Source organism: Helcobacillus massiliensis (assembly GCF_014191425.1).
Classification (GTDB): domain Bacteria; phylum Actinomycetota; class Actinomycetes; order Actinomycetales; family Dermabacteraceae; genus Helcobacillus; species Helcobacillus massiliensis.
Genome location: NZ_JACHWP010000001.1, coordinates 513,735 through 535,363, shown reverse-complemented (window position 1 = coordinate 535,363; position 21,629 = coordinate 513,735). Strand labels below are relative to the sequence as shown.

General features: G+C 65.9%; 21 protein-coding genes and 1 other annotated feature. Of the genes, 14 read left to right on the top strand and 7 right to left on the bottom strand.

The annotated features are described in order from the left end of the window. Positions 1–213 precede the first annotated feature (213 nt). The 3 genes from FHX50_RS02480 to FHX50_RS02470 form a co-directional block, all read right to left on the bottom strand. A complete protein-coding gene (locus tag FHX50_RS02480; RefSeq protein ID WP_183374108.1) occupies positions 214–1,044 on the bottom strand; it encodes a C40 family peptidase in 831 nt (276 codons plus the stop codon). Between the two features lie 938 nt (positions 1,045–1,982). Then, entirely contained in the window at positions 1,983–4,601 is a 2,619-nt protein-coding gene (locus tag FHX50_RS02475) for a S8 family peptidase (RefSeq protein WP_183374106.1), read from the bottom strand. Next, the gene (locus FHX50_RS02470) at positions 4,598–5,554 is read right to left on the bottom strand and encodes an AAA family ATPase (protein WP_047691388.1); all 957 of its coding nucleotides are present in this window, start codon (positions 5,552–5,554) and stop codon (positions 4,598–4,600) included. The genes FHX50_RS02475 and FHX50_RS02470 overlap by 4 nt, the downstream gene beginning before the upstream one ends. Positions 5,555–5,821: 267 nt before the next feature. Here FHX50_RS02470 and FHX50_RS02465 point away from each other — a divergent pair, with 267 nt between their 5' ends. Both FHX50_RS02465 and FHX50_RS02460 read left to right on the top strand, forming a co-directional pair. After that, entirely contained in the window at positions 5,822–6,166 is a 345-nt protein-coding gene (locus FHX50_RS02465) for a sulfate permease (RefSeq protein ID WP_066081622.1), read from the top strand. A 69-nt stretch (positions 6,167–6,235) separates the two neighbouring features. Further along, positions 6,236–7,231 (top strand): DNA-processing protein DprA, encoded by a 996-nt coding sequence (locus FHX50_RS02460; protein WP_183374104.1) that lies wholly within the window; start codon positions 6,236–6,238, stop codon positions 7,229–7,231. Between the two features lie 73 nt (positions 7,232–7,304). On the opposite strand, the gene mobF is transcribed toward FHX50_RS02460, so the two are convergent. The 3 genes from mobF to FHX50_RS02445 form a co-directional block, all read right to left on the bottom strand. After that, a complete protein-coding gene (gene mobF / locus FHX50_RS02455) occupies positions 7,305–10,835 on the bottom strand; it encodes a MobF family relaxase (RefSeq protein WP_183375274.1) in 3,531 nt (1,176 codons plus the stop codon). 170 nt (positions 10,836–11,005) lie between these two features. After that, positions 11,006–11,674: a response regulator gene (locus FHX50_RS02450; protein WP_183374102.1), complete on the bottom strand. Its 669-nt coding sequence runs from the start codon at positions 11,672–11,674 to the stop codon at positions 11,006–11,008. Then, complete coding sequence (locus tag FHX50_RS02445; RefSeq protein WP_183374100.1) at positions 11,671–12,885, bottom strand: sensor histidine kinase; 1,215 nt, start codon at positions 12,883–12,885, stop codon at positions 11,671–11,673. Before FHX50_RS02445 ends, FHX50_RS02450 begins: the two co-directional genes overlap by 4 nt. Positions 12,886–13,026: 141 nt before the next feature. Here FHX50_RS02445 and FHX50_RS02440 point away from each other — a divergent pair, with 141 nt between their 5' ends. The 4 genes from FHX50_RS02440 (at position 13,027) to FHX50_RS02425 (ending at position 15,909) form a co-directional block, all read left to right on the top strand. Beyond that, positions 13,027–13,926 carry an ABC transporter ATP-binding protein gene (locus FHX50_RS02440; RefSeq protein WP_183374098.1) on the top strand — a complete coding sequence of 300 codons (900 nt, stop codon included), beginning with the start codon at positions 13,027–13,029 and terminating at the stop codon, positions 13,924–13,926. Then, the gene (locus tag FHX50_RS02435) at positions 13,923–14,675 is read left to right on the top strand and encodes an ABC transporter permease (RefSeq protein ID WP_183374096.1); all 753 of its coding nucleotides are present in this window, start codon (positions 13,923–13,925) and stop codon (positions 14,673–14,675) included. Before FHX50_RS02440 ends, FHX50_RS02435 begins: the two co-directional genes overlap by 4 nt. 4 nt (positions 14,676–14,679) lie before the next feature. After that, a complete protein-coding gene (locus FHX50_RS02430) occupies positions 14,680–15,426 on the top strand; it encodes an ABC transporter permease (RefSeq protein ID WP_183374094.1) in 747 nt (248 codons plus the stop codon). Between the two features lie 159 nt (positions 15,427–15,585). Next, positions 15,586–15,909, top strand: a complete 324-nt coding sequence (locus FHX50_RS02425; RefSeq protein WP_183374092.1) for a transposase — start codon at positions 15,586–15,588, stop codon at positions 15,907–15,909. Further along, positions 15,867–15,995, top strand: a sequence feature (AL1L pseudoknot). It overlaps the preceding gene by 43 nt. On the opposite strand, the gene FHX50_RS02420 is transcribed toward FHX50_RS02425, so the two are convergent. Continuing rightward, complete coding sequence (locus FHX50_RS02420) at positions 15,906–16,151, bottom strand: hypothetical protein (RefSeq protein WP_183375417.1); 246 nt, start codon at positions 16,149–16,151, stop codon at positions 15,906–15,908. Its footprint overlaps the feature before it by 90 nt. The genes FHX50_RS02425 and FHX50_RS02420 overlap by 4 nt on opposite strands. Here FHX50_RS02420 and FHX50_RS12435 point away from each other — a divergent pair. The 8 genes from FHX50_RS12435 (at position 16,068) to FHX50_RS02380 (ending at position 21,619) form a co-directional block, all read left to right on the top strand. Then, a complete protein-coding gene (locus tag FHX50_RS12435; RefSeq protein WP_183374090.1) occupies positions 16,068–16,619 on the top strand; it encodes a helix-turn-helix domain-containing protein in 552 nt (183 codons plus the stop codon). The two genes, FHX50_RS02420 and FHX50_RS12435, sit on opposite strands and share 84 nt — an antisense overlap. Next, entirely contained in the window at positions 16,553–17,191 is a 639-nt protein-coding gene (locus FHX50_RS02410; protein WP_183374088.1) for a helix-turn-helix domain-containing protein, read from the top strand. The genes FHX50_RS12435 and FHX50_RS02410 overlap by 67 nt, the downstream gene beginning before the upstream one ends. Before the next feature lie 342 nt (positions 17,192–17,533). Then, positions 17,534–18,118: an RNA polymerase sigma factor gene (locus FHX50_RS02405; RefSeq protein WP_343064027.1), complete on the top strand. Its 585-nt coding sequence runs from the start codon at positions 17,534–17,536 to the stop codon at positions 18,116–18,118. A gap of 199 nt (positions 18,119–18,317) precedes the next feature. After that, positions 18,318–18,905, top strand: coding sequence for a hypothetical protein (locus FHX50_RS02400; RefSeq protein WP_183374085.1), 588 nt, complete (start codon positions 18,318–18,320; stop codon positions 18,903–18,905). Between the two features lie 65 nt (positions 18,906–18,970). Next, on the top strand, positions 18,971–19,597 hold the full coding sequence (locus FHX50_RS02395; RefSeq protein WP_144246031.1) for a hypothetical protein: 627 nt from the start codon (positions 18,971–18,973) through the stop codon (positions 19,595–19,597). Continuing rightward, a complete protein-coding gene (locus FHX50_RS02390) occupies positions 19,594–20,358 on the top strand; it encodes a hypothetical protein (protein WP_048740487.1) in 765 nt (254 codons plus the stop codon). Before FHX50_RS02395 ends, FHX50_RS02390 begins: the two co-directional genes overlap by 4 nt. Before the next feature lie 11 nt (positions 20,359–20,369). Next, positions 20,370–21,242: an ABC transporter ATP-binding protein gene (locus FHX50_RS02385; RefSeq protein WP_034375248.1), complete on the top strand. Its 873-nt coding sequence runs from the start codon at positions 20,370–20,372 to the stop codon at positions 21,240–21,242. After that, on the top strand, positions 21,239–21,619 hold the full coding sequence (locus tag FHX50_RS02380; protein WP_034375247.1) for a hypothetical protein: 381 nt from the start codon (positions 21,239–21,241) through the stop codon (positions 21,617–21,619). Before FHX50_RS02385 ends, FHX50_RS02380 begins: the two co-directional genes overlap by 4 nt. Positions 21,620–21,629: the final 10 nt, after the last annotated feature.

The following is a 21,629-nucleotide window of genomic DNA, read 5'->3' as shown; positions in this document are numbered from 1 at the left end:
ACCAGGTGTTCTGCACCGCGCGGCGGCGCCGCTGCCTGTTCAAGATCCTTTGCTTCCGCGCGGATTCCGTGGCGCACCGTTGCCACGGGGCGGCGCGCCTCAACCAGTTCCGCGTGGCACTGCGCGGGGTACGACGAAGCGCCGCTCCCCGAAGGGAACGGCGCTTGTGCGGTCTCTGAAGGGGCGCACCGGCTCACGCCGGGGCTCGCCGCATCAGCGGAAGGTGTGGAAGGTCGGGTTGCCCCAGATGCTGCGCTCAGTGACGGCCTGCGGGGTGCGGCCGGCGTCCACGACCTTGCCGTTGCCGGCGTAGATGCCGACGTGGCCGGGCCATGCCACGAGGTCACCGGGCTGTGCCTGGGACTGCGGGATCTGGCGGGCAGCGGCGACCTGCTGGCTGGAGGTGCGCGGCACATCGATGCCGGCGGCCTTGTAGGCGTAGGAGGTCAGGCCGGAGCAGTCGAAGCCGGAGCCCGGGTTGCTGGCGCCCCACACGTAGCCGGTGCCGATCTGCGAGCGTGCGGCGGCGAGCACGGAGCTGGAGGAGTTGGAGTTCTGAACCGGGGCGGACTTGCCGGTGCCGCCGGGGATGGATCCGGAGCCGCCGTTCATGGCGCCACGGGTCTCCGGGCCGACGACGCCGTCGACGGCGATGCCGGAGGAGGCCTGGAAGTCCTTGACGGCTGCGAGGGTGCGGGGGCCGAACTTGCCGTCGACCGCGAGGCTGGCGCCCTTGGCGTTGAGGGCGGACTGCAGCTCGGAGACGTTGCCGCCGGTGGAGCCGTAGCGCAGCTTGGAGGTGAAGGTGAGGGTGGGGGCGGTGGCGCGCTCAACGGGGGCCTGAGCGGTCTGCGGAGCGGCAGTGGTGGCCTTGTGTGCGGCGGGGGCCGGGGCGGGAGCGGCGGTGGCTGCCTGTGCACCGGAGAGGACGCCGAAGACGCCTGCGCCTGCGAGGGCGATGCCGGTTGCTGCCTTGCCGGCGGTGCCGAGGGGGAAGCGGATTTCTGCTGCGCCGGTTGCGCGGTGGGTGTTGTGACGAGCCATGGGGTGCCGTTCCTGTTCTGGTTACGTGTTGCTGAATGCGGGTGGGTCCTGGAGGAGCCCGAGTCTGTTCTGGGTCATGACAGCCGAGATCTCCACCCTCTGCGGGCTGGTCTCCGGCGTTGCCTGTGCTACCAACCTACGGAGGGTCGGGGCCATCTCCTAGGCGGTTGGCAATGCTTGACCGACGGCTTTGCTCAAGACCGCCCGAACCGTTGACTCATGTCACAAACACGGGGGTATCGTTCCCATTCCCTCGCCTGCGCTTGACCGCACTTTTAAGGAGTCCGCTCAGTGGTTCCCGCGGGCGGTCCGGGTAGGGATGGGGTTTGTTCGGCGACCTCGGACAACAGCGAAGCCCACCGGCTTGGCCGATGGGCTTCAACGAGTCACTGTCTCACGGTTTCTCGAGTGGACCTAGCGGGAGGCTTGTCGAAACTTGCCCCGCCGGTGATTCAGATGTTGCGAGCACACCAGTCCATCCGCGCGAGAAAGCACAAGACGCACCGCCGGAGGCACCAACCGCAGCAGGCGCCGCGAGCGTCCGCAGACCTCCTCCAGCGAGCGGAAGCCGCTTACGTTGCCGGCGGGTCCCTGAAGGCTGTGGCCCGGCAAGTTGGCCTCGGACACGAGCGACTCTCTCGCCTCCTGCGAGAAGGCGGTGTCGTCCTCCGCAACCACTCCCCGTCGATCAGCGAGATTCGGCTGATGCGGTCCATGTATGAGCAGGGGGCTTCACTGGAGCGTGTGGGCAACAAGTTCGGCTACACCGCGGGGACAGTCCGCAAACACTTGATCGCCGCCGGTGTCATGATGCGCGACACGCACGGTCGTGTCTGAATGGAGCCCCCACGGTTTCGGCAAGAGCTCAAGACATCATGGCCAACGCTGATGTTTCCAACAGGAGCTGGGTCCGAGTATGCAGTCCTTCGCCGTTCATATCAGCTCTGTACCCGGCCGCGCGCGCGATCGCGGGCTTGCTGCCGCAGTCTTGCCCGTACTTCGTCGTGGATCGTGGTCGAGGTCTGCTCTGCTGTCTCGATGGAGACCACGAGTGCGTATCGCACCGTCTTACCAGCACCAAGGTGTTGGGCGTCGTCCATGCATTCAACGTGGATCGGGAACGTGTCATCGTCGCCGAACACCATGGCGCGGCTGCCTTGGACGATCTCGTGTTGGAGGCTCCCTCGCCTGACCGAGTTGTGCTCCGCATCAATGCGTTCTCCGCCTGCGAGTTGCTTGTCTGGAGTGGCGAAGTACACCTTCGCACTTCGGTAGCGGTTGAGCCGACTGACAGTGGGGGCCATGTACGCCAGGGTGATGGTGAGGCGATGCCATTCTGCGCGTGCACGAAGCGAAGGCGGGAGTGGCAACTCATAGGTGTGACGTTGGTCGCCGGCTATCAGCCCTCCGCTGACTAGGACTGCTCTGTTTGTGGCCCCAGCGCCGAGTCGATCTGTGTCGAGGCGCCCGTAGCCCAGAAGCGCGGTCAGGTGTCGACGAGCTTCCTGCTTGCTCAGCTTGAGTTCGCGGCGCAGTTGCGGTTCCCAATCGCCCCAGCTTGTCGCATGGGCAAGGAGGGCTCTCACTAGTAGGGGATGATATTGAGGATCTGGCAGCGGCGCGTCTTCTGAATCGTCGGAGCCAGCTTCAAGGACATCGAAGAGTCGGCTGGCCTCGCGCGTCACCAGTGCCGTTGCGTTGCTCGTGCCGACGCTGAAGACGGTGTGGTTGGTTGCGCCTGCTCGCCCAGGTGCAGCCACCTGGAGCCCCGGACCGGTAGTTGCGGTCTGGGCCAGTTCCACGGCAACGGTTTCTAGGCGATCGGCTGGAATGACAGGGCGGGTGTAGAGCGCTCTGCCACCGGTGTGATGCAGGTCGGGCTTGACTGATCGATCGACGCCGGGTCCCGTCGCGCCGTAGTGGGCAGGTCCGTTCGGGTGCGTAATGTCCCAGGCGGTGTCTGGTACGTCGATATCGCCGAGTCCGTCGGTGTGGGTCGCTCCGATGGTGAGTGCGTTGAGAGCATCTCCTGGAGGGAGGATGCCGCGCAACAGCGCACTGTCGTGGAGGGTTCGGATTGCAGCGGATCGAGCGGATTCGGGGTCGCTGGCCACGGTAACGGGAATTGTGATTGGGCCGAGGTGATTGCCAGCGCTGACGATGAACAGCAGGTTGTAGGAGTGAGCTAGCCAGTCGAGTAGCCGGCCAACAGGGCTCATCCTTCTCACGAGCGCTCGTGCTTGGGACCCGATCGAGAGGTTGATGACGCGCACGCTGGGTGCGACAGGGTCGTGGCCGGCATCACCTTCAACGATTCGCTTGACCGCGCGGTGTAGCAGGTCAGGGAACAGCCTGTCTGGCAGGGTCTGTTCGTGTCCTGACATGAACTCGTGGGGTTGCATGATTGGACGCACATAAAGGGGCCGGTCGATCGGTTCACTGCGGGTGGCAAGGTCTCCATGAATGATCAAGGACGCCATCGCCGTGCCGTGGTAACGAGAGGCCAGCGGGTAGTCCTCGCCAAGACCATCAGGATCATCGACTACCAGTCGACCTGCGAGGGCGTCATGGTTAGTGAACGGCAACCCATCCAGCAAGGCGACCCTAGGCAACTCAGAAGGGGCACCTCTTCGGGGTTCCAGGTCGAACTGAATACTCGTTTCCGTGGTCGGCGGTGCAACGTGCATAGGGGTGAACGGGCTGACAAACATGACTTCGTCTGTGGCCAGTAGTTGGATCGACTCGGCACCCTCAGTGGTCAGGGAATGAACCTGTTGAATCGGCAGTTCGGCAAGCAGGGCGTGGTAGCTGATCTCCCCGATCTGAGAGCGATCGAGCACACGCCCGCCACTGTCGGCGATGACTTGCTCGACGTGCGCTTGCGCGGTGGCGCGCTGTCTAGCATCGGAGCGGTACCACAGCTCGATTTCAACCATCACAGTGCTCACGGATTGGTCGACGAGGTCGAGCGTCTCTTGCCACTGTTCGCGAAGGCCGGTCTCTCGGATGCGATCCTCTGGCCCCCAGCGTCTGATTGAGGTGAGCTGTTCGAACGCTGTCTTGAACCTGCCGAGGCCACGAGCAAACTTTATTGTCGGGTCTGTTTGCCAAGTCTTGAACAAGCTGAGGAGTTGATCAATCGCTTTTGCGTTCGACAGCATCAGGTACAGGGAGTGCTGAACGGGCTTGTCCGTACGGCCGCTCTTGGACTCCACCATGTGGAAATCGTCGTCAGGGTCAGATTGCTCCCCGATCAATTCAGACAAGAACTCCAGCCCGTCGACTTTGTCGATCGCGTTGCGGAAATCCGTGACGCTGCCGGCGAGGTCAAAGACCACTACCAAGGCCGGATCCACCTCATCCCGCGCGTCAGGCGAGAGACGTGCGCGCTCGGCATCGAACGCCGAGCGCAGTTCACCAAATTGCGGTGTCAGGCGTGCGCCCTGCCTGCCGCTGGTTGGTTTGGACAAGCGTGGCAGATCGCGTGCCTTTTGTTTTGGTCGGCCTGCAACCTTCGGTGCCCCGAATGCCAGGAGGGGCCGAGGCTCGGCCGTCATCCCGTTGCCTGATCTCGTCTGTGCTCCAGACGTTCTTGGACGATCTTCCGGAGGTTGCTGTCGGGGAGTTCGAGGACTGCTCTGCGACGCACGTCGAGAGCGAACTCTTCCAGTTCGGAGAAGCTAGCTCCCGCAAGTTTGTCCGCCAGAGTGCGCGGGGCAAATCCGAGATCACCGCCTAGCCGGGCGGCGAGGCGTTCGAGAAAGCGCGTCGCTTGAGCACGGCTGGGTGGTTCGAGTTCGGCGCGGATCTGGAAGCGTCGCCATGCTGCCCGGTCGAGAAGCTCGCTGTGGTTTGTCGCCCCGACTAGAAGGACATGCGGAGGCAGCCGGTCGATCTGGAGCAGCAGTGTCGAGACCACGCGCTTGATCTCTCCTGTCTCGTGCTCGTCCGATCGCTCTTTAGCGATGGTGTCAAGTTCGTCGAAAAACAGGACGCAACGGCGCGTCCGTGCGAACTCGAAGGCATTGTCGAGCCGTGCAGCGGTTTCGCCCAAGAAGCTTGAGACCACTCCTTCATAACGGATGACGTAGAAGGGCAGCATCAGTTCTGAGGCGATCGCCTCGGCGACGCTGGTCTTGCCGTTACCCGGCGGACCAGACAACAGGAGTCGGTTGCGGGGCTCGATTCCGTAGCTGCGGAGCAGCTCGGAACGCTTTTGCTCTTCAATCAACTCAGCGACGACCCGACGAGGGACCGGTGCAAGCTCTAGCTCTTCCAAGCGGCGTTGAGGAACGATCTCCTGGATCAGGTCGCGCATAGCTGCCGCATGGTCGTCACGCGGAGCGCTCTGCCCAGTAGTGGTAATCAGCTCGGACAAGCGGTCAGCGACAAGGTGGTGCTGGTTGGCTCGCTCCTCAGCGATTACAGCTTCGACGAGAACGCGAAATCGGTCTCGGTCACCACGTCTCTCCGCTTCGACGAGGTCAAGTAGCAGGTCAGCACGCGCCATCTCTGCCTCCTTGAACCGCTGGCCGTTACCCTTGCTCCATCTTAGCGGCGAGCACCGGGAACCGAGAGAGCCTCGCCGCCGTGGACACCCCGGTCCCCGCGCGACAGCGGCGGGTTCACTTCCCTCGCGACTGCCAGGCAGTATGGTTGCCTGTAGGCGGCCTCTACCTGCGTGGCCCACCGTTGGATGCGGTGGTTGACCTGATGGCTTCGGTCGGAGTGGTCCTCTTGTTTCCTTGTCGCCGGTGACGAGGAGAGGACTGTGCTCATGTTTAGCCTGATCTGGATCGCCAGCATCCACACGCGGGACTTCCTGCACCGCTACATGCCGACCAACATCGTCTTGGACAGGCTCCGCACGCGGCGGGGGCTGAAGTGGGGCGTGCCGGCGATGTTGCTGGCCATCCCGTATCTCGCGGGCGCGAACATCCTGACGATTCTCATCGGCCGCGGTGCGCCTGGTTGGTTCCACCTGCTGGTGCTGCTGTGCATCTGGAACGCGTTCAAGTTCCTGGTCATGGGGCCGGTGAGCGTGGTGCTGTTGGTGCGTGCCCGCACTACTGAGCGTCGCGACCGGCGCCTGCTGTCACGTTCGCCGGTGCCCACGGCCTGACAGCCGCGCGAGGCTCGCGGGCTGTGTTGGCGCACCTACTCGGCGGAGTCTGTTCGAGGAGGGTGCGTCATGTCTGGTGTTGCTGGTCTTGGTGTTGATGAACGTCGTGCCCGAGTGGTGCTGGCCATGCTGGCGGAGCCTGATGATCCCGTCACCGGTGGGCTGATGCGCCGCGTGGGTGCCGTTGAGACGCTCGGGCTGCTCGACACCGACACGACCGTGCCTGGTCTGGGTCGGATCGATGGTCAGGTGTGGCGTGACCGCCTCACCTCACCGGGCAGGCTGGATGAGGTTGACCAGCGGCTGCGCATGGTTGAGGCGAGCGGGATCGCCACGCTGATCCCGGGTGATGCGCACTGGCCCCGAGCGCTGGATGAGCTGGGCGAGCGTGCCCCGTATGTTCTGTTCGTGCGCGGCGCAGCGTCGTTCCTGGCTCGACCGCTGAACGGCTTGGTGACGGTCACGGGTTCTCGGGCGGCCTCCGCGTATGGGGAGCATGTCGCGGGCGAACTGGCAGGTGACCTCGCGAACCGTGAGCGTGTTCTGGTGGCTGGTGGCGCCTATGGTGCCGAAGCTGCCGTGCACCGCGCGGTGTTGGCGGCCGGTGGGGACACAATCGCGGTGCTCGCAGGTGGTGTGGACCGCCCCTACCCGAGCGGGAATCGTGACTTGCTGGACCGGGTGGGTGATGTGGGTGCGCTGGTCAGCGAGCTTCCTCCCGGAGCGGCGCCGACGCGGCACCGATTCCTGGCCCGCTCCCGACTGCTGGGGGCCATGTCAGCCGCGACGGTGGTCGTGGAAGCCGGCGCACGATCGGGGGCGCTACGGGTAGCAGTCGAAGCCCACCAACTCGGACGCCAAGTCGGTGCAGTGCCAGGGCCAGTCACCAGCGCTACCAGTCATGGTCCGCACGAGCTACTCCGCACCGGCCACGCACACTTGGTCACCTCCGCTGCCGACGTCGAAGAACTCACCGCCAACCGCGCCACCCAGCGTCCGGAGCTGTCAGCCGAGTTCACACGGCGCGCGTCGCCGGCGGCTGGTCCGCCGGAGCGATCGCTGTAGCCGGTCGGCAGCTTGAGAGGGTCTCGCATCATCCCGTTGGACGGTGCGAGACTCCTTTCTTTGCGCCCCGCGATTACAGGTCGAGGCGCCGCCTCGCCTGGTTGGCGGGGCGCCGGCGCTCGTCGTGGATGGTTGGGCGGGTCAGTGTCCGTAGTGCTGTGTCGGCTCGGGCGCGGTCAATCTTCTGCGCCGTGCCTTCCGGTTGGGCGCCGAGCGGGGTGGTGTCGGTGATCTGGTAGCGGTCTCGGTAGGCGGCGACGACCACAGCGCGGCGTCGCCACTGCTGCCGCTCCCGCCCACTGGCGGGTATCGGACCGAGTTCCGTGGCCCATGGCTCGTGGGTGTGGAGGGCGGTGTCGAGGATGGCTTCTGCGCGGGTTTCGATGAGGTGGCGGCGCTCGGCCAGGGCCCGTTGCATGTCGGGATTCATGGGGCCGCCAGCTTCAGGGATCAGGCCGGCGATGAGACGCGGTACCTGGCGGGTGCGGCCGGAGCCGGCGGGGCGTGCGGTGGCGTTGGCGACGCGGTGGTGGATGACGGAGGCGATGTCGTCGGCGTCAGCGAACCCACGAGCCTTGATGAGTCGTGGCAGGAGGGTGCCGACATTGTGGTGGTTGGCTTCGGCCCGGCGCAGTTCCGCGGTCAGAGCGCCGAAAGCATCGGAGTCGATCACGGCTTGCGCCTGGTCGGTAGTGAGGCCGCTGGTGGTGATGAGAGCAGCCCAGCGGTCGTGTTGGGCTGCGGCGGCGATGGTTTCGTATTCGGCGGCAAGTTGGGCGATCGAGCCCCACTGGTCCTGTTCGGCGGTGATGGTCTCGTGCGCCGACAGTTCAGCACCGCTGTGTTGGAGCACGCCGTAGAGGACCGTGCGGGCGGTGGCGTCGGGATTGTCGCCCGGGTGCGCGGTGGCGTGATCGTCGGGACGGTCGAGGATGACGTAGGCCTGGTTCGATTCCCGTCCGCGCGTCATCGCGACATACAGGTTCTCCCTGGTGGTGGTGGGTTCGACGAGGACGTGGGCGGTGTCGGTGGTGATGCCTTGGGCACGGTGGGCGGTGACGGCGTAGCCGAGGTCGACATGCTCAGCCACATAGGCGGCGGGCAGGACGATGCTGTTTCCGAACCGGGCCCCGGGTGGGCGAATCGTAACCGACCCGTCGTCACGTACGGCGGTGATGGTCCAGGTTTGGCCGTTGCGGACCCAGCCGTGCCGGTTCCGCAGCCGCCGGTCATTGCGGCGGGTGATGATCGTGTCACCCACACCTGCTGCCGATCCGTCGGACAGGGTGATTTCGGGGCCGGACTTGAGCGTGCCGTCCAGGATGAGGTCAGCGCGAGCACGGACGTTGAGGGCGGTGACGTTCTCGCGGGTTTCGGCGATCAGCACCGACGCCAACCCCTGCTGGCGGTCGTGGCGCCAGGCGGTGTAGGCGGCATCGGTCATGGCCTCGCCGTCACCATCGTGGATGCGATCATGTGCCAGGTAGGTGTCGATGACCGGGGCGCGGCCGTGCCGCAGCTCCAGGGATGCGCTCTTCTCCCAGACGTGGGTGAAGCGGTGGACATCGACCAGCTCGGGGGCATCGTCGCGGTCGTGGATCAACAGGCTGAACGCACCCCCGGCATCGACGGACTGGAGCTGGGCGTAGTCACCGACCAGCAGCACCTTCGCCCCCGCCTCCTCAGCTGCCTGCGTGATCCGATCCAAGGAGAGGGTGCCGGCGAGGGAGGATTCGTCGATGATGACCAGCTGCCCGGCCTTGAAGGTCGCGCCGGTGTGTTGGTAGGTGGTCCACCACTTCGCCGTGTTCTCCGTCTGAATGCCCAGATCGTCGGCCAGCACCTGCGCCGCCACCGCCGACGGAGCCAACCCCACCACCGACCCGGCACCATGCGAGGTTTCCCACGCCCGGCGGAGTGCGTTCATCGCGGTCGTCTTCCCCGCCCCCGCCGGCCCCACCAACACATCCACCACCCGGCCCGAGACGGCAACCGACGCCAAAGCAGCTGCCTGGTCGGGACCGAGCATCCGCCCCTCGGCGTCAGGCTTGCTCGTGATCGTTTCGACGGTGGTCAGGTCGATACTCGGCCCGGTGGTGGCGCGGGCCCGTTGCAGGAGGCGGTCTTCTGCGGCCAGGAGGGTGTCGGAGGAGAACACGGTCGAGTGCTTCGGCCGAAACACACTGGTGCCGTCCAGGCGGCGAAACTCCGCCGGACTGGTCGCCAGCTCGGGTGGAGTCAGCCGCAGGGACGCTTGTTCGGCGGCGTCGGCGACCATGGCGGTGATGGCTTCGCGGTCCTCGACGGTGGCGAATCGCCACCCCATCGTTTGGCGGGCGGCTTCGGCCATCAGGTTCCAGCGCCGCCACGTCGAACGCTTCTCACCGACCACCTCCACCACCGACCGCCCCACCTGCTCGATCAGATCCAACGGCACATCATCAGCCCGCAACAGCAACTGCCGCTCCCCACCCGTGACGGCGCGCGCCCACACCGTCGCATCACTGCCGAGGACTCTGCTGGCGCGGGTGCGCCACTCGGCTGTTAGCTCCGCCAAGGATCGGACCTGCTTCTCCGGACGCGTCGCGAGCGTGGCCTGGGCGCGCAGTTTCACGATGGTCGCCGACGACGGGCGCTTGCCATGCTGAGTCACGTAGGCAGCAATCAGCGCGTCGGTCGCCTCGTTGATGTGCCGGGAGCGGGTCGAGAACTCCGCCACCAGTTGTTCGGGGACGTTGGTGATCGCCCAGGACGGGTTCCGGTCACGGCCCATCTCCCGCACCTCCCAGCTCACGCCGAAGGTGCGGGTCATGTGATCGGCGAACACGGCCTCGTGCAGCTCCGACAACGCGACCACCGCGGCATGCATCGGACGCCCATCCAGACTCCGCCACTTCCCATCCAACACCGTGCGGACCTTGTTGCTGATCACCACATGCGTATGCAAGTGCGGATCCCCAGCGCGGGAATCGAAGTGATCAAACGCCGTTGCGATCAAACCCGTGACGTCGACCTGTGCAACCGCGCCATCCCCAGCAGTTGCACCCGTGCGGGTGGCTGCAACCTCGCGCTCCATGAACGCAACCACCGCCGCAACCGCCTCATGATGGGCTTGCGCAATCAACGCCTGCGTCCCCGCGTCCGCAACCGCCCACAACACCGATGCCGACTTCGGCACACTGAACGTGAAGTCAAACCCCGCCACCGCACGCCGCGACCCCCGCGCAGCCTCCTCCGCCTCAATCTGCGCAACGACCCGCCCCCGCTCCACCGCCCCCAGGGCAGGGTCCAGCTGCGCGACACGGTCCGCGACCCGCTCCGCCGTCGAGCTGTACACCGGATACGCCCGCCCCAACGGCACACCAGTAATCGGATCCCGCCCCATACCGACCAGCAGCTGAAGCTGCGCTTCCGACACCTGGGCGCCAGGGGTGAGTTCACCATTACCCAAAGCAGTGACACCGGAACCGAGCCAGCGTCCAGGTGGGGTGCCAGCCTCGGCGTAGTAGCGGGTCAGCGGCGTCGACAGCGACCGGTCACCATCGCCAGCCGCCACGGTGCGCAGCAGGTACTTGTAGCCGTCACCAGCCGACATCACCCGCATCGACACCGTCACCCAAACCACCCCTCACCTGCTTGTCACACAGGTGAGCTGGCAGCCACCGAACCTCGATCTGCAAGAGGCGTGGCAGCTCCAGATGGTGGCTATAGGAGGCTGAAAGCCCGGGTGCTCAGAGGTGACCGAACGGGTGCTGTTCTCTGCAGTTGTCGTTGTTACGTGAGCTCGGCGATGCCGACCCGCAGGGCGAAGAGCACGAGCTGCACGCGGTCGCGGGCTTGGGTCTTAGCGCGGAGGTTGCCGATGTGGGTCTTGATGGTGGGCATGGTGAGCCAGAGTTCGTCGCAGATTTCTTGATTGGTGCGGCCCCGCGCGATGAGGGCGAGGATGTCGCGTTCTCGGGGTGTGAGTTCGTCTGCGAGTCGACTGTCGGTGGGTGAAGGGCACGCGGCGGGACCTCCTGGGCGTTTCCGGAACGTGGTGAAGAGCCTCCTAGTGGGGCCGGGCGAGATGACGGCATCGCCGTCGTGAACAGTGCGGATGGCTGTGACGACATCGTTGGGAGCGGTGTTCTTGACGAGGAATCCTGACGCGCCGGACTCGATCGCGGTGAGCACGTACTCGTCGGTGTCGAAGGTGGTGAGGATGATGATCTTGCTCTGTGTTCCGGCAGTGATGAGGTGCTGAGTGGTGGCGAGACCGTCGAGGGTGGGCATCTGGATGTCGAGCAGCAGGATGTCCGGCGCTTCGTGGTTGTGTTGACGGATGGCGTCGGCTCCGTCGATGGCCTGCCAGAGAACGCTCATGTCGGGCTGGGCGTCGAGGATCATCGCCAGCCCCGCGGTGAACAGTGGTTCGTCGTCTGCGAGTCCGACGGTGATCATGGCTGCCTCCATGGCAGGCTCGCGGAGACGCACCATCCACCGGTGTTCGGGTCGGGGCCTGCGGTGAAGGTGCCGTCAAGTGCGCGTGCGCGTTCCTGCATGCCGATGATCCCTTGGTGAGAACCATCGCGCCGCGTGGTCTGCGATTGGCCTGTCGAAGTGTTATGAATGGTCAGATCAACTGCACGGTCGTGGACGACGATGCGGACACTTGCTGCTGCGCCATAGGCGTGCTTCAGGACATTCGTGATGCTCTCCTGCACGATCCGGTAGCCGGCGAGTCCGACCTGGTCCGGGACGGCCCCCAAGTCTCCATCCACGTGAAGCCGGATCGGTGCTCTTGTGTGCTGCAACTCGCTGATGAGCGCGCCGATCTCGCGCAGGCTTGGGGTAGGGCGTGTCAGAGCCTCAGTGTCGTGATCGGTGCCGAGGACATTGATGAGGTCGCGAACGTCATCGACGGCGGTCCGGCTCAAGCGACCGATAACGGCAAGCGCCTGATCGGCGCGGTCGGGATCGGTGTTGATCACGCACCGGGCACCTTCTGCCTGCACCGCAATCGTGTTCAAGGAGTGGCCGAGCACGTCGTGCATCTCGCGGGCGATGCGTGTGCGTTCCTCGACAGCGGCAAGCCGTCGCTCCACCGCTTGCCGGGCTTCCAGAACAGCGGCACGTTCGAGCGCGTCCTCGTAGCGCGCCTTCCGGGTCCTCCGGACGGTGCCGGCCAGGACGGCGACGGTGACCAGCGCTGCTGCGGCTGCCGCAATCACGAGCCTGACCTTCCACTCGGTGTCCGCGGCGGGGGTCGATGAGGTGAGCACTGCCGCAGCTGCACCAACGTAGATGACGGCGACATACCCCCACCGCCACGGCGCGAACAGCTGCGTCTGTGTGGTGTATGCCGCGATGAGGCAGACCGCGCCGGCGAACAGCGTCAGTTCCTGCACCGTGACGAGGTGCAGGACGAGCAGTACGCCGATGACGGCGAGGCTGAGGCGTGGGCGCATGCGCCGAAAGATCAGAGCGACCGAGCAGCCGAATACGATGATGCTGTAGGCCGTCTGCTCGTATGTCACGAACGACAAGGTTGGCCGGCCAATCGCGCCAAGGAATCCGCCTAGCGCCCCAAGTAGGAGGTCAGCCGCCCAGGGCTGTCCCTGCCAGACAGCGCGGAGCCGGTCACGGGTCGCAGGGCTGGTGAACGGTTCCATGCCTACCCAGCCTATGGCGCGGGCATCCGAAACGACTCATACCACGGCATGAAGACCGAGTTCGTGCCGCAGCACGATCTGCCACGCGACTATTCCGGGAATTGTGGATGGGGTGACGAACCCGACCGAAACGAGGCATCCATGACCAGCGTCATCACCACCCACGAACTGACCAAACAGTTCAAGACCCACACCGCCGTTGACGCCCTGAACCTCGACGTCCCACAGGGTCACGTGTACGGGTTCCTCGGGCCGAACGGGTCGGGCAAGTCGACCACGATGAAGATGATCCTGGGCCTGACCCAGCCGACCAGCGGCGACATCGAAGTCCTCGGCGAACCGCTCACGCGCGCATCGCGCACCAAGCTGCTGCCGTCGATCGGGTCGATGATCGAGGCTCCTCCCGGGTACGGGCACCTCACCGGCCGGGAGAACATGCGGATCGTCCAGGACATGCTCGACCTTTCGACCGCGCAGATCGACCACGCACTGGCGACCGTCAGACTGACCGGGCAAGAGAACAAGCTCGTTCGCAACTATTCCCTCGGCATGAAGCAGCGGCTCGGCATCGCAATGGCCCTCGCACGCAACCCGGCGCTGCTCATCCTCGACGAGCCAACCAACGGACTCGACCCGGCCGGAATCGAAGAGGTCCGCATGCTGCTCGTGGACCTGGCCAGTCAAGGGATCACCGTGATGGTATCCAGCCACCTGCTCGACGAGATCGACAAGATGGCCAGCGTCCTGGGCATCCTCTCCAGCGGGAAGATGATCTTCCAGGGCAGCCGCGACCAGCTCTTCGAACAGTCCGTGCCCGATCTGATCATCGAGACCTCCGACCCGCAGGCCGCCCTCGCACAAGGACTGACGGCGACCCGGGTTCCTGAGGGCATCCGGATGAGCGGGATCGACAAGGACCAGACGGCGAAGGTCGTCTATCAGCTCGCCGTCGCAGGTGTCCCGATCTACGAGGTGCGTCGTGTCGCGCACAGCCTCGAAGACGTGTTCATGGACCTCACCGGCAGGGGTGGTCTGCTGTGAGGCGCGCGATCCGGCTCGAGTTCCGCAAGATGCGCCGCTTGCGCACGTTCCTCATCACCGCGATCCTGGTCCTCGCCGTCGCGGGCTTGTCCAGCTTCTCCCTCTTCGCGGGCAGCACGCAGGAATCGTTCAACGACCCGGACGCGTTGCCCTGGGCGGGCCTGATGGTGACCTACACCCTCATGGCCGCGATGACCTCCCCGATCCTCGCCGCCGTGCTCGCCAGCCGACAGACCGACATCGAACACTCTGGCATCGGCTGGACCCTCGCCTCCACCGCTGGCTACTCACCCGGCGTGCTGTGCCGGGCGAAACTCGTCGCGCTCAGCGCGGTCCTGCTGCCCGCCGTGATCGTGCAGACCCTGCTCGTGATCGGTATCGGCCTGTTCGCCGGTATCCGCGTGCCCCTCGATCCGGGGCCGTGGGTTCTGTACACGGGGCTGCTGTTCCTCATCGATGTCGCGTTCCTCGCGCTGCACATCTGGCTCGCCGCCATCGTGGAGAACCAGCTCGTCTCCGTCGGCGTCGGCATGCTCGGCGCGTTCCTCGGCGTCTTCACACTCCTCACCTCGACCGCCATCGCCCGGCTCATCCCCTGGGGGTACTACGCCATGATCTCCCCAATCGGGCAACAGGGAGACCGCCTCGTGTATCTCACGCCGCCGTTCGGATGGATCGCCGGCTTCCTCATCCTCGTCGGCATCGTCTTCGCCGTCGCCACCCGACGTCTCGACCGGATCGAAAGGTAACCCCGTGCTCCGCGCAGAAATCCTCAAACTCAAGCGCTCCGCCACCTGGATCATCGCGCTCATCCTCCCGCTGCTGGCCGTCACCACCGGGACGATCAACCTCGCCAACAACCCCGACACCCTCGACGCCGGATGGGCATCCTTCACCTCGCAGGTCACCCTCTTCTACGGACTACTGTTCTTCTCCATCGGGATCGGCTTGATCGCGTCCACCGCCTGGCGGGTGGAACACCGCGGCACCAACTGGAACCTCCTCCTGACCACCACCCGCAAGCCCGTCAAGCTGGTCGTCGCCAAGGTCCTGGTCATCATGATCCCCGTCGCGTTCATGCAGCTCGTCCTCGTCGCAGGCACCCTGATCTCGGGCACGCTCGTACTCGGGCTAGAGGGAGCGATCCCGTGGCAGTTCGCCCTCATCGGCGCGATCTCCGTCCTCGCGGCCCTGCCCTTGATCGCCATCCAATCGCTGCTGTCGATGCTGCTCAAATCGTTCGCCGCACCCGTCGCGATCTGCCTCCTCGGCTGTGTCGTCGGCGTCGCCACCGTCACCAGCGAAGCCCTCCGACCGCTGAGCTTCATCTGGCCACAAGCCATCAACACCCGCGCTCTGAACCTCGGGTCGTCCGCTCTCGCAGGCTCTGGGGGGCTCACGGCCCAGGACGCGCTGCCGCTCATCGGCACGGCGCTCGGCGTCGCACTGATCATCGTCGCGCTCACCGGCACAACGATCCGTACAGTCAAGCTCCGCTGAGTCGAGCGATGATGGGCACAGCCCGCGCGCGTCAAATGAGCCGTGGCCACCGCTCCTGCAAGCAACGGCGTCAGGGGAGCCGCACAGTCACAGATCAGGACACGACTATGAACCGCCCCGACGTGTCCGGAGAGTGAATTCGTTGAAAGGATCACTCTCATGGCACGTCCTTCGAAGTACCCGCCCGAGTTGCGCCAGCGGGCTGTCCGGCTGGTGATGGAGTCCCGCGAGGAGCACGAGACCGAGTTCGCCGCGATCAAGTCGGTGGCCGCCAAGTTGGGGATCACCTCGCCCGAGACGCTGCGCAAGTGGCTACGGCAGGCCGAGATCGACCAGGGCGTCCGCCCTGGGGTGACAAGTCAGGAGTCTGCCGAGTTGAAGCGGCTGAAGCGGGAGAACGCCGAGCTGCGCCGCGCGAACGAGATCTTGAAGGCGGCCTCGGCTTTCTTTGCGGCGGAGCTCGACCGCCCCGGCAGGTACTAGTCGATTTCGTCGACGCCCATCGTGACCGGTTCGGGGTCGAGCCGATCTGCAAGGTCTTGCGTGAGCATGGCTGCCAGATCGCTCCGAGCACCTACTACGAGGCCCGCCAACGCCGCGCCTCGGCACGGACGCTGCGTGACCAGCAGCTGGTCGAGCTGATGCGCCAGCTGCGCGAAGCCAACCGGTTCCTGACTCGCTTCGGTGCGCGCAAGATGTGGATCTTCCTGCGCTCGCAGGGCCATGACGTGGCTCGTTGCACGATCGAGCGGCTCTACCGCGCCCAGGGCTGGCAAGGGGCGACGCGTCGGCGCAGGTTCAAGCCCATGCCTTCGGACGGGACCTGCACTACCATCGACCCAGACTCACCGCCTGAGCCACCAAACCAAGTCTCCGGACATGCCGGGGCGGTTCAATCCGCTACGCCTACTACATCTGCACCGGTAGAGCCACCAAACGCACCACGTGCACGAGGAAGGCCGTGCCCGTCGGCATCGCCGAACAACTCGTCACCGACTGCTACCAACAGATCGCCATCACCGAGCAGACCTAACGGCTGCTCGCACAGCGGGTCGAGGCTGCCTTCGATGAGCGTCTTGCCGAGCGGTCCCAAGCCCTCGACGATCTCACCGGCGCCAAGCAACGATTGGAAGCCGAGGCGGACAAGCTCCTCGAAGCCCACTTCGCCGACGCCATCGACCTACCGACGCTGAAACGCCACCAGGACCGGATCAGGATCGCTCTGGCTGACATCACCAAACGCCTGGAAGCCGAGCGGCACGACCACGAAGGCCCCCGCCGACACCTCGCCACCGCACTGCGGCTGCTGGTCGACTGCGCCCAGATGCATGCCCGCACAGATGACCACGGGAAACGGCTCGCCAACCAAGCCTTCTACCAACGCATCCTCATCACCGAAGACGAAAAAGCGGCGATCCAGCTCAACGAGCCGTTCGCCACCCTCGCACCCACATCTTCCGATGTCAGGTGTTCTAGTACGTCTGATTTGGTGGACGCAATGGAGCGTTGCGGGAACAGGCGACCAAGGGTCGAGCGGCTGGTTTCCGCATGGAATCAAGGCACCCGTGGGGATGGCGACCTTGCCGGAGAGCCGGACGACCCGCTGATCGGCACGTCAGCGGAACCAAAGAAACGACCTCGAACACGACTCACGGACGAGGAAGTGGACGCTATGCGAACAGCCCGGGCGCAAGGGATCAGCGTGAACGCGGTGGCTCGTCAGTTCGGGGTGCACCGGTGCACGGTGTGGGCGAAGACGCGATGACAGCCGTTCCCCTCGGTATTCGTTGTCGCATCACACGAGAGAAGCCATCAGATGACTGCCCTTGGTCACGCCCAGACACTTCACCCGTAAAGCGGCGTCCGAGGCATGGCGGTCGGCTTCGGTCGTGTGCCCGGTGAGTGTGCTCCCAAGGCCTTTGCTCCCCGGTCGCACGATCATGCTCACGGATGATGCTGACGGTACTTGAGTGCGACGCGACACCGCGAATGGGCGGCTTACGTTGGAGGCGAGTCGTCGTTCGTCTCTGGTCGGTCAGTGCTCGTGAACCGGTTGGCTCGTGGGTGCTACTGACTTGGTGAGAGCTGCGATGGGCAGTGCGAGGTCGTGAGAGGCGAAGAGTACAGAGTGGCGTGGTCAGGTTCAGCGGTCGAGACGGATGAGGCGTTACTCCTCCGGATCGGTGCCGCCGATGAGCGTGCCCTCGCTGAGCTCCACGCGCGCTACTCGTCCGTGGTGTTCGGCTTCGTTTCGGCTCGGACGCCGGACCGCGGAGTCGCGGAAGAGGTCAGTGCTGACGTGTGGCTGGGCTGCTGGCGATCGGCGCGCGCGTTCCGCCGCGACAGTCGCGTGCTGACCTGGCTGTTGGGGATCGCGAAGCGGCAGATCTACGCGCACACCCGGCGCAAGCGTCTGGAGCAGGTGCCGCTCGATGAATCTGAGTACGCGATCCCCGCGGACGACGGTGATCCTGCCGACCTGGTGGCATCCGCCGACGAGACCCAAGCACTCCTGACGGCGTTGAGAGCGCTTCCCGCCGATCTGAGCGAGGTCGTTCGGCTGGCCTGGGTGCACGAGCTGCCGTACGAGGACATCGCGGAGCTGGTGGGCGTCCCGCGAGGAACGGTGAAGAGCCGGGTGTCTCGCGCCCGGCGCCTGCTGCGCGAGGAGTTGAGGAGGAACGGTGACTGAGCACAGGTCTGACCCCGGCGGCGATGACGCCTTCCGTGAGGTGCTGCGCCGCTGGGAGAGCGAACAGGGCGAGGCGCCCGCGTTCGATCTGATCCGGCGTCGGATCGCGAGCGCGCCGTCTCCGATGAATGGTCCCCGGTGGTCCGCGAGGCGGAGTGCGAGGTTGGCGGCGGTTCTGGCGTGGGCGCAGGTTCGGGTGGTGCCGTGGCTGATCTTCCCGGTCGCCCTGGTGACTGTGACGATGGCGATCTTCGCGGCCCGGTTCTTCGGGGTGACACAGGGAGGATCGGCCGGCGACACCGGGTTCGCCTCGGTGATGCTCGCCGGGATCGCTGTCACAGTGACGATGGCGCTGTCGTCCGCGAAGCCCGACGCGATCGCCCTGACGACACCGCTCGGCCCGCAGGTGGTCGTGCTCGCGCGGATCGCTCTCGTGCTGGTCGTCGACGCGCTCACCGGGCTTGCGGCGTCCGGCCTGGTATCAACCTGGGGGTACACGAGCGGCCTGCCGGAGGTCGTCGCGAGCTGGCTGATCCCGGTCGCGCTGGTCGCGGGAGCCGCGACGTTCGCCTCGATCTGGGTCGCACCCTGGGCCGGCATCGCCGCCGGGCTGGTGCTCATCCCGATGGCCGCCCCGGTGTCCGAGGCGATGTTCTTCTTCGGCCTGTCCGGGGTGCTGTGGAACGCGCTGACCCCGCTCGGTCTGCTGGGAGCAGGCGCGGCCCTGCTGGTCGCGGCCGTCACGACGGCGCGGCGGGCCGCGATCAGCGGACTGCAATCCGCGTGAACCGATCCGCCTGACCCCGCTACTGACCTTGTAGATGCAGATTCTCAAGAGTTCAGGAGCAGGAAGTGACGAGAGCAGCGATCCGTGCACAGGGCCGACGCGTCGGCCTGATGGTGCTCGTCGGGCCGGTCCTCGCTGGGGCCGTGGTCGCCCTCGCCGGCTGGTTTGTCGCCGACGCCTGGCCGCTCTCGCAGGCGATGACTCTGGTGAACTGGCTCGCGCAGGTGTTCGTGATCGCCACTGGCGTCTGTGCGGCGGTCGCCCTCACGGGTGACCCGTTGATCGAGCTGCACGAGTCCACGCCGACCGGCTTCCGGCGCGTGCAGTTCCTGCGTGCCGGGCTGGTGGCGCTGTCCGGGCTGGCTGGTGCGGTGCTGATGTTCTTCCCGCTGCACGCGCTGCGGGTCTGGCCTCGCGACGAAGGCTGGACGTCGGTAGCGTCGCCTGCCGGCGCGGTCGTGATCATGATCGTCGTCGCAATGGTGGCCGCAGCGTTCGCGGGCACGGCATCGACCACCACCATCGCGGTCGTGGCGGCATGGATGTTCCTCGCGATGCTCTGGGACCCCTATGTCTTGCCGCTTCACCTGCAGCGGGGTGTCCCGCTCATCATCTCGGCCGGACTCCTCGTCGCCGTCTGGCACCGGCTCGCGAAGGCGGAACGCAACATCGCAAAGGTGGTCGCGGCATGACGGTTCTCGCCCTCGCTCGCACGCACTCGAAAGTCGCCCAGCGGCAGAAAGCGCTGTGGTTCACCGCGATCCCGCTGACCGCGTTCGCCACCCTGCTCGCCGTCATCTCTCCGGCCCGGCCCGGCACCGGCGGCATCGAGGACCTCGCGTTCTCCGCACAGCTGATCGTGATGTTCACCGGCGTCGCCTACGCCGCCGCGTTTGCCGACTTCTTCACCGCCCCCTCACGGCTAGGGATCAACGAACTCGAAGCCTCAACCCCGGTACGCCCCCTCGCCCTGCGCACAGCGAGGATCTTCGGCACCTTCGGCGTCGTCGTCGTTCCCGCACTGGCAGTGCTCCTGGTTATGGGCGTCGTGCAGACGCTCAGCGGGCATCCATGGTCGATCCCAGTGGCGGTGGCGGTGACTGCGACGATCATCGCCCCCGGCGTGCTGATCGCCATGTCATTGTCGGCGCTGCTCGGCGCAATCCTGCCGCGCGCGCTCGGCCGTATCGCGGGCGTGCTGGTCTGGTTCTTCCTGATCTTCTCGTCCTCGCTCCTCCCGCTGCCCACCCCGAACGGCACGGTCTTCACCGTGATCGGCGACGCGATCGCGGCCGGCTACTTCGGTGCCGATTCGATCCACCCACCCGGAGGGCTGCTCGCGTTCGACGGCACCGCGTGGACGGCGACCGTCTCGCTGCTCGTCCAGTTCGTCATCATCGTCCTTCTGCTCTCCGCCGGGTCCGCGTTGGCCGGGCGCATGGCCAAGCGTTGAAAGGAAACCGCATGTTCATCTCCATCGATCACCTGGGCAAGGACTTCCGCAAGAAGCCCGCCGCGCTCGATGACGTCACCCTCGACCTGCCGCAGGGCATGATCGGGCTGCTCGGCTCCAACGGCGCCGGGAAGACCACGCTCATGCGCATCCTGTGCGGGATCATCCAGCCCACGAGGGGCCGGGTGCTCATCGACGGTCACGACCTCTCAGGAGCCGCGACGCGCCGGGCAGTGAAGAAGACGCTCGGCTATCTGCCGCAGGATGTCGAGCCGTACCCGAACCTCACCCCGCTCGAGTTCCTCGACTACGTCGGCGTGCTCAAAGGCATCGACAGCGCGACCGACCGCAGACGGCAAGCTCGTGAGCTGATCTCCCAGGTCGGCCTGAACGAGGCGAAAGATCGCAAGGTCGGCGGGTTCTCCGGCGGTATGCGCCGGCGGGTCGGCATCGCGCAAGCACTCATGGGCGACCCGGAACTGCTCGTCGTCGACGAGCCCACCGCGGGCTTGGACCCCGAGGAGCGGATGCGGTTCCGCACCCTGCTGGCGAGCCTCGGGCAGAACCGCACGGTGATCTTGTCCACGCACATCCTCGATGACGTGGCGCAGACCTGCCCGTACGTCTTCGTCCTCCGGGAGGGGCATCTGCGCTACGACGGACCCACCGACGGGCTGATCGACGCCGCCCGCGGCCGCACCTGGCTCACCGCCTCCCGCAGCGCGCCTCCGCCGGAGCATGTCACGGTCGTCAACGCCACCACGACCGGGGTCGGCACGCGGTACCGGATCGTTACCGACACCCCGCCTGCGGACGCGACGCCGGTCGATCCGAACCTCGAAGACGGCTACATGGCCCTCACGATCCCGAAGGAGCACGCATGAACATCCACCGCACGACCATCCGCATGTCCGCCGCCGTCGGCGCTGCGCTGCTGACGCTCGGTCTGGCCGGATGCAACGGGATGATGAACCCCGAGGATTTCCCCGAAGACGGCCCTACCCGCACTGCGACCAGCAACCCGCAGGACGTCACGGCCGACGACTTCGGCCACTCGTGGAACCTCGACGTGGACCACGGCACCGTCAGCTGCGAGAAGAACGGCAAGGGCGATCCCGTGCTGCGATTCACCGCCCCCGACGGCACCGAATACGCCCTCAACTCGGTGGATGAGAACGCCGACCTGCCACCGATCGGCGACATCTCCGACGGCTCGATCGGCACGCTGCGCACCTTCGCGTTCACCGTCTGCGACGCCTGACACGGCATCA

Excerpts from the sequence above, each read along its gene's own strand:
- FHX50_RS02480 (WP_183374108.1), bottom strand. The coding sequence starts at position 1,044 with ATGGCTCGTCACAACACCCACCGCGCAACCGGCGCAGCAGAAATCCGC.
- FHX50_RS12435 (WP_183374090.1), top strand. The coding sequence starts at position 16,068 with ATGCGCCAGCTGCGCGAAGCCAACCGGTTCCTGACTCGCTTCGGTGCG.
- FHX50_RS02425 (WP_183374092.1), top strand. The coding sequence starts at position 15,586 with ATGGCACGTCCTTCGAAGTACCCGCCCGAGTTGCGCCAGCGGGCTGTC.
- mobF (WP_183375274.1), bottom strand. The coding sequence starts at position 10,835 with ATGCGGGTGATGTCGGCTGGTGACGGCTACAAGTACCTGCTGCGCACC.
- FHX50_RS02470 (WP_047691388.1), bottom strand. The coding sequence starts at position 5,554 with ATGGCGCGTGCTGACCTGCTACTTGACCTCGTCGAAGCGGAGAGACGT.
- FHX50_RS02420 (WP_183375417.1), bottom strand. The coding sequence starts at position 16,151 with ATGGCCCTGCGAGCGCAGGAAGATCCACATCTTGCGCGCACCGAAGCG.
- FHX50_RS02450 (WP_183374102.1), bottom strand. The coding sequence starts at position 11,674 with ATGATCACCGTCGGACTCGCAGACGACGAACCACTGTTCACCGCGGGG.
- FHX50_RS02385 (WP_034375248.1), top strand. The coding sequence starts at position 20,370 with ATGTTCATCTCCATCGATCACCTGGGCAAGGACTTCCGCAAGAAGCCC.
- FHX50_RS02465 (WP_066081622.1), top strand. The coding sequence starts at position 5,822 with ATGTTTAGCCTGATCTGGATCGCCAGCATCCACACGCGGGACTTCCTG.
- FHX50_RS02460 (WP_183374104.1), top strand. The coding sequence starts at position 6,236 with ATGTCTGGTGTTGCTGGTCTTGGTGTTGATGAACGTCGTGCCCGAGTG.
- FHX50_RS02440 (WP_183374098.1), top strand. The coding sequence starts at position 13,027 with ATGACCAGCGTCATCACCACCCACGAACTGACCAAACAGTTCAAGACC.
- FHX50_RS02390 (WP_048740487.1), top strand. The coding sequence starts at position 19,594 with ATGACGGTTCTCGCCCTCGCTCGCACGCACTCGAAAGTCGCCCAGCGG.
- FHX50_RS02475 (WP_183374106.1), bottom strand. The coding sequence starts at position 4,601 with ATGACGGCCGAGCCTCGGCCCCTCCTGGCATTCGGGGCACCGAAGGTT.
- FHX50_RS02445 (WP_183374100.1), bottom strand. The coding sequence starts at position 12,885 with ATGGAACCGTTCACCAGCCCTGCGACCCGTGACCGGCTCCGCGCTGTC.
- FHX50_RS02380 (WP_034375247.1), top strand. The coding sequence starts at position 21,239 with ATGAACATCCACCGCACGACCATCCGCATGTCCGCCGCCGTCGGCGCT.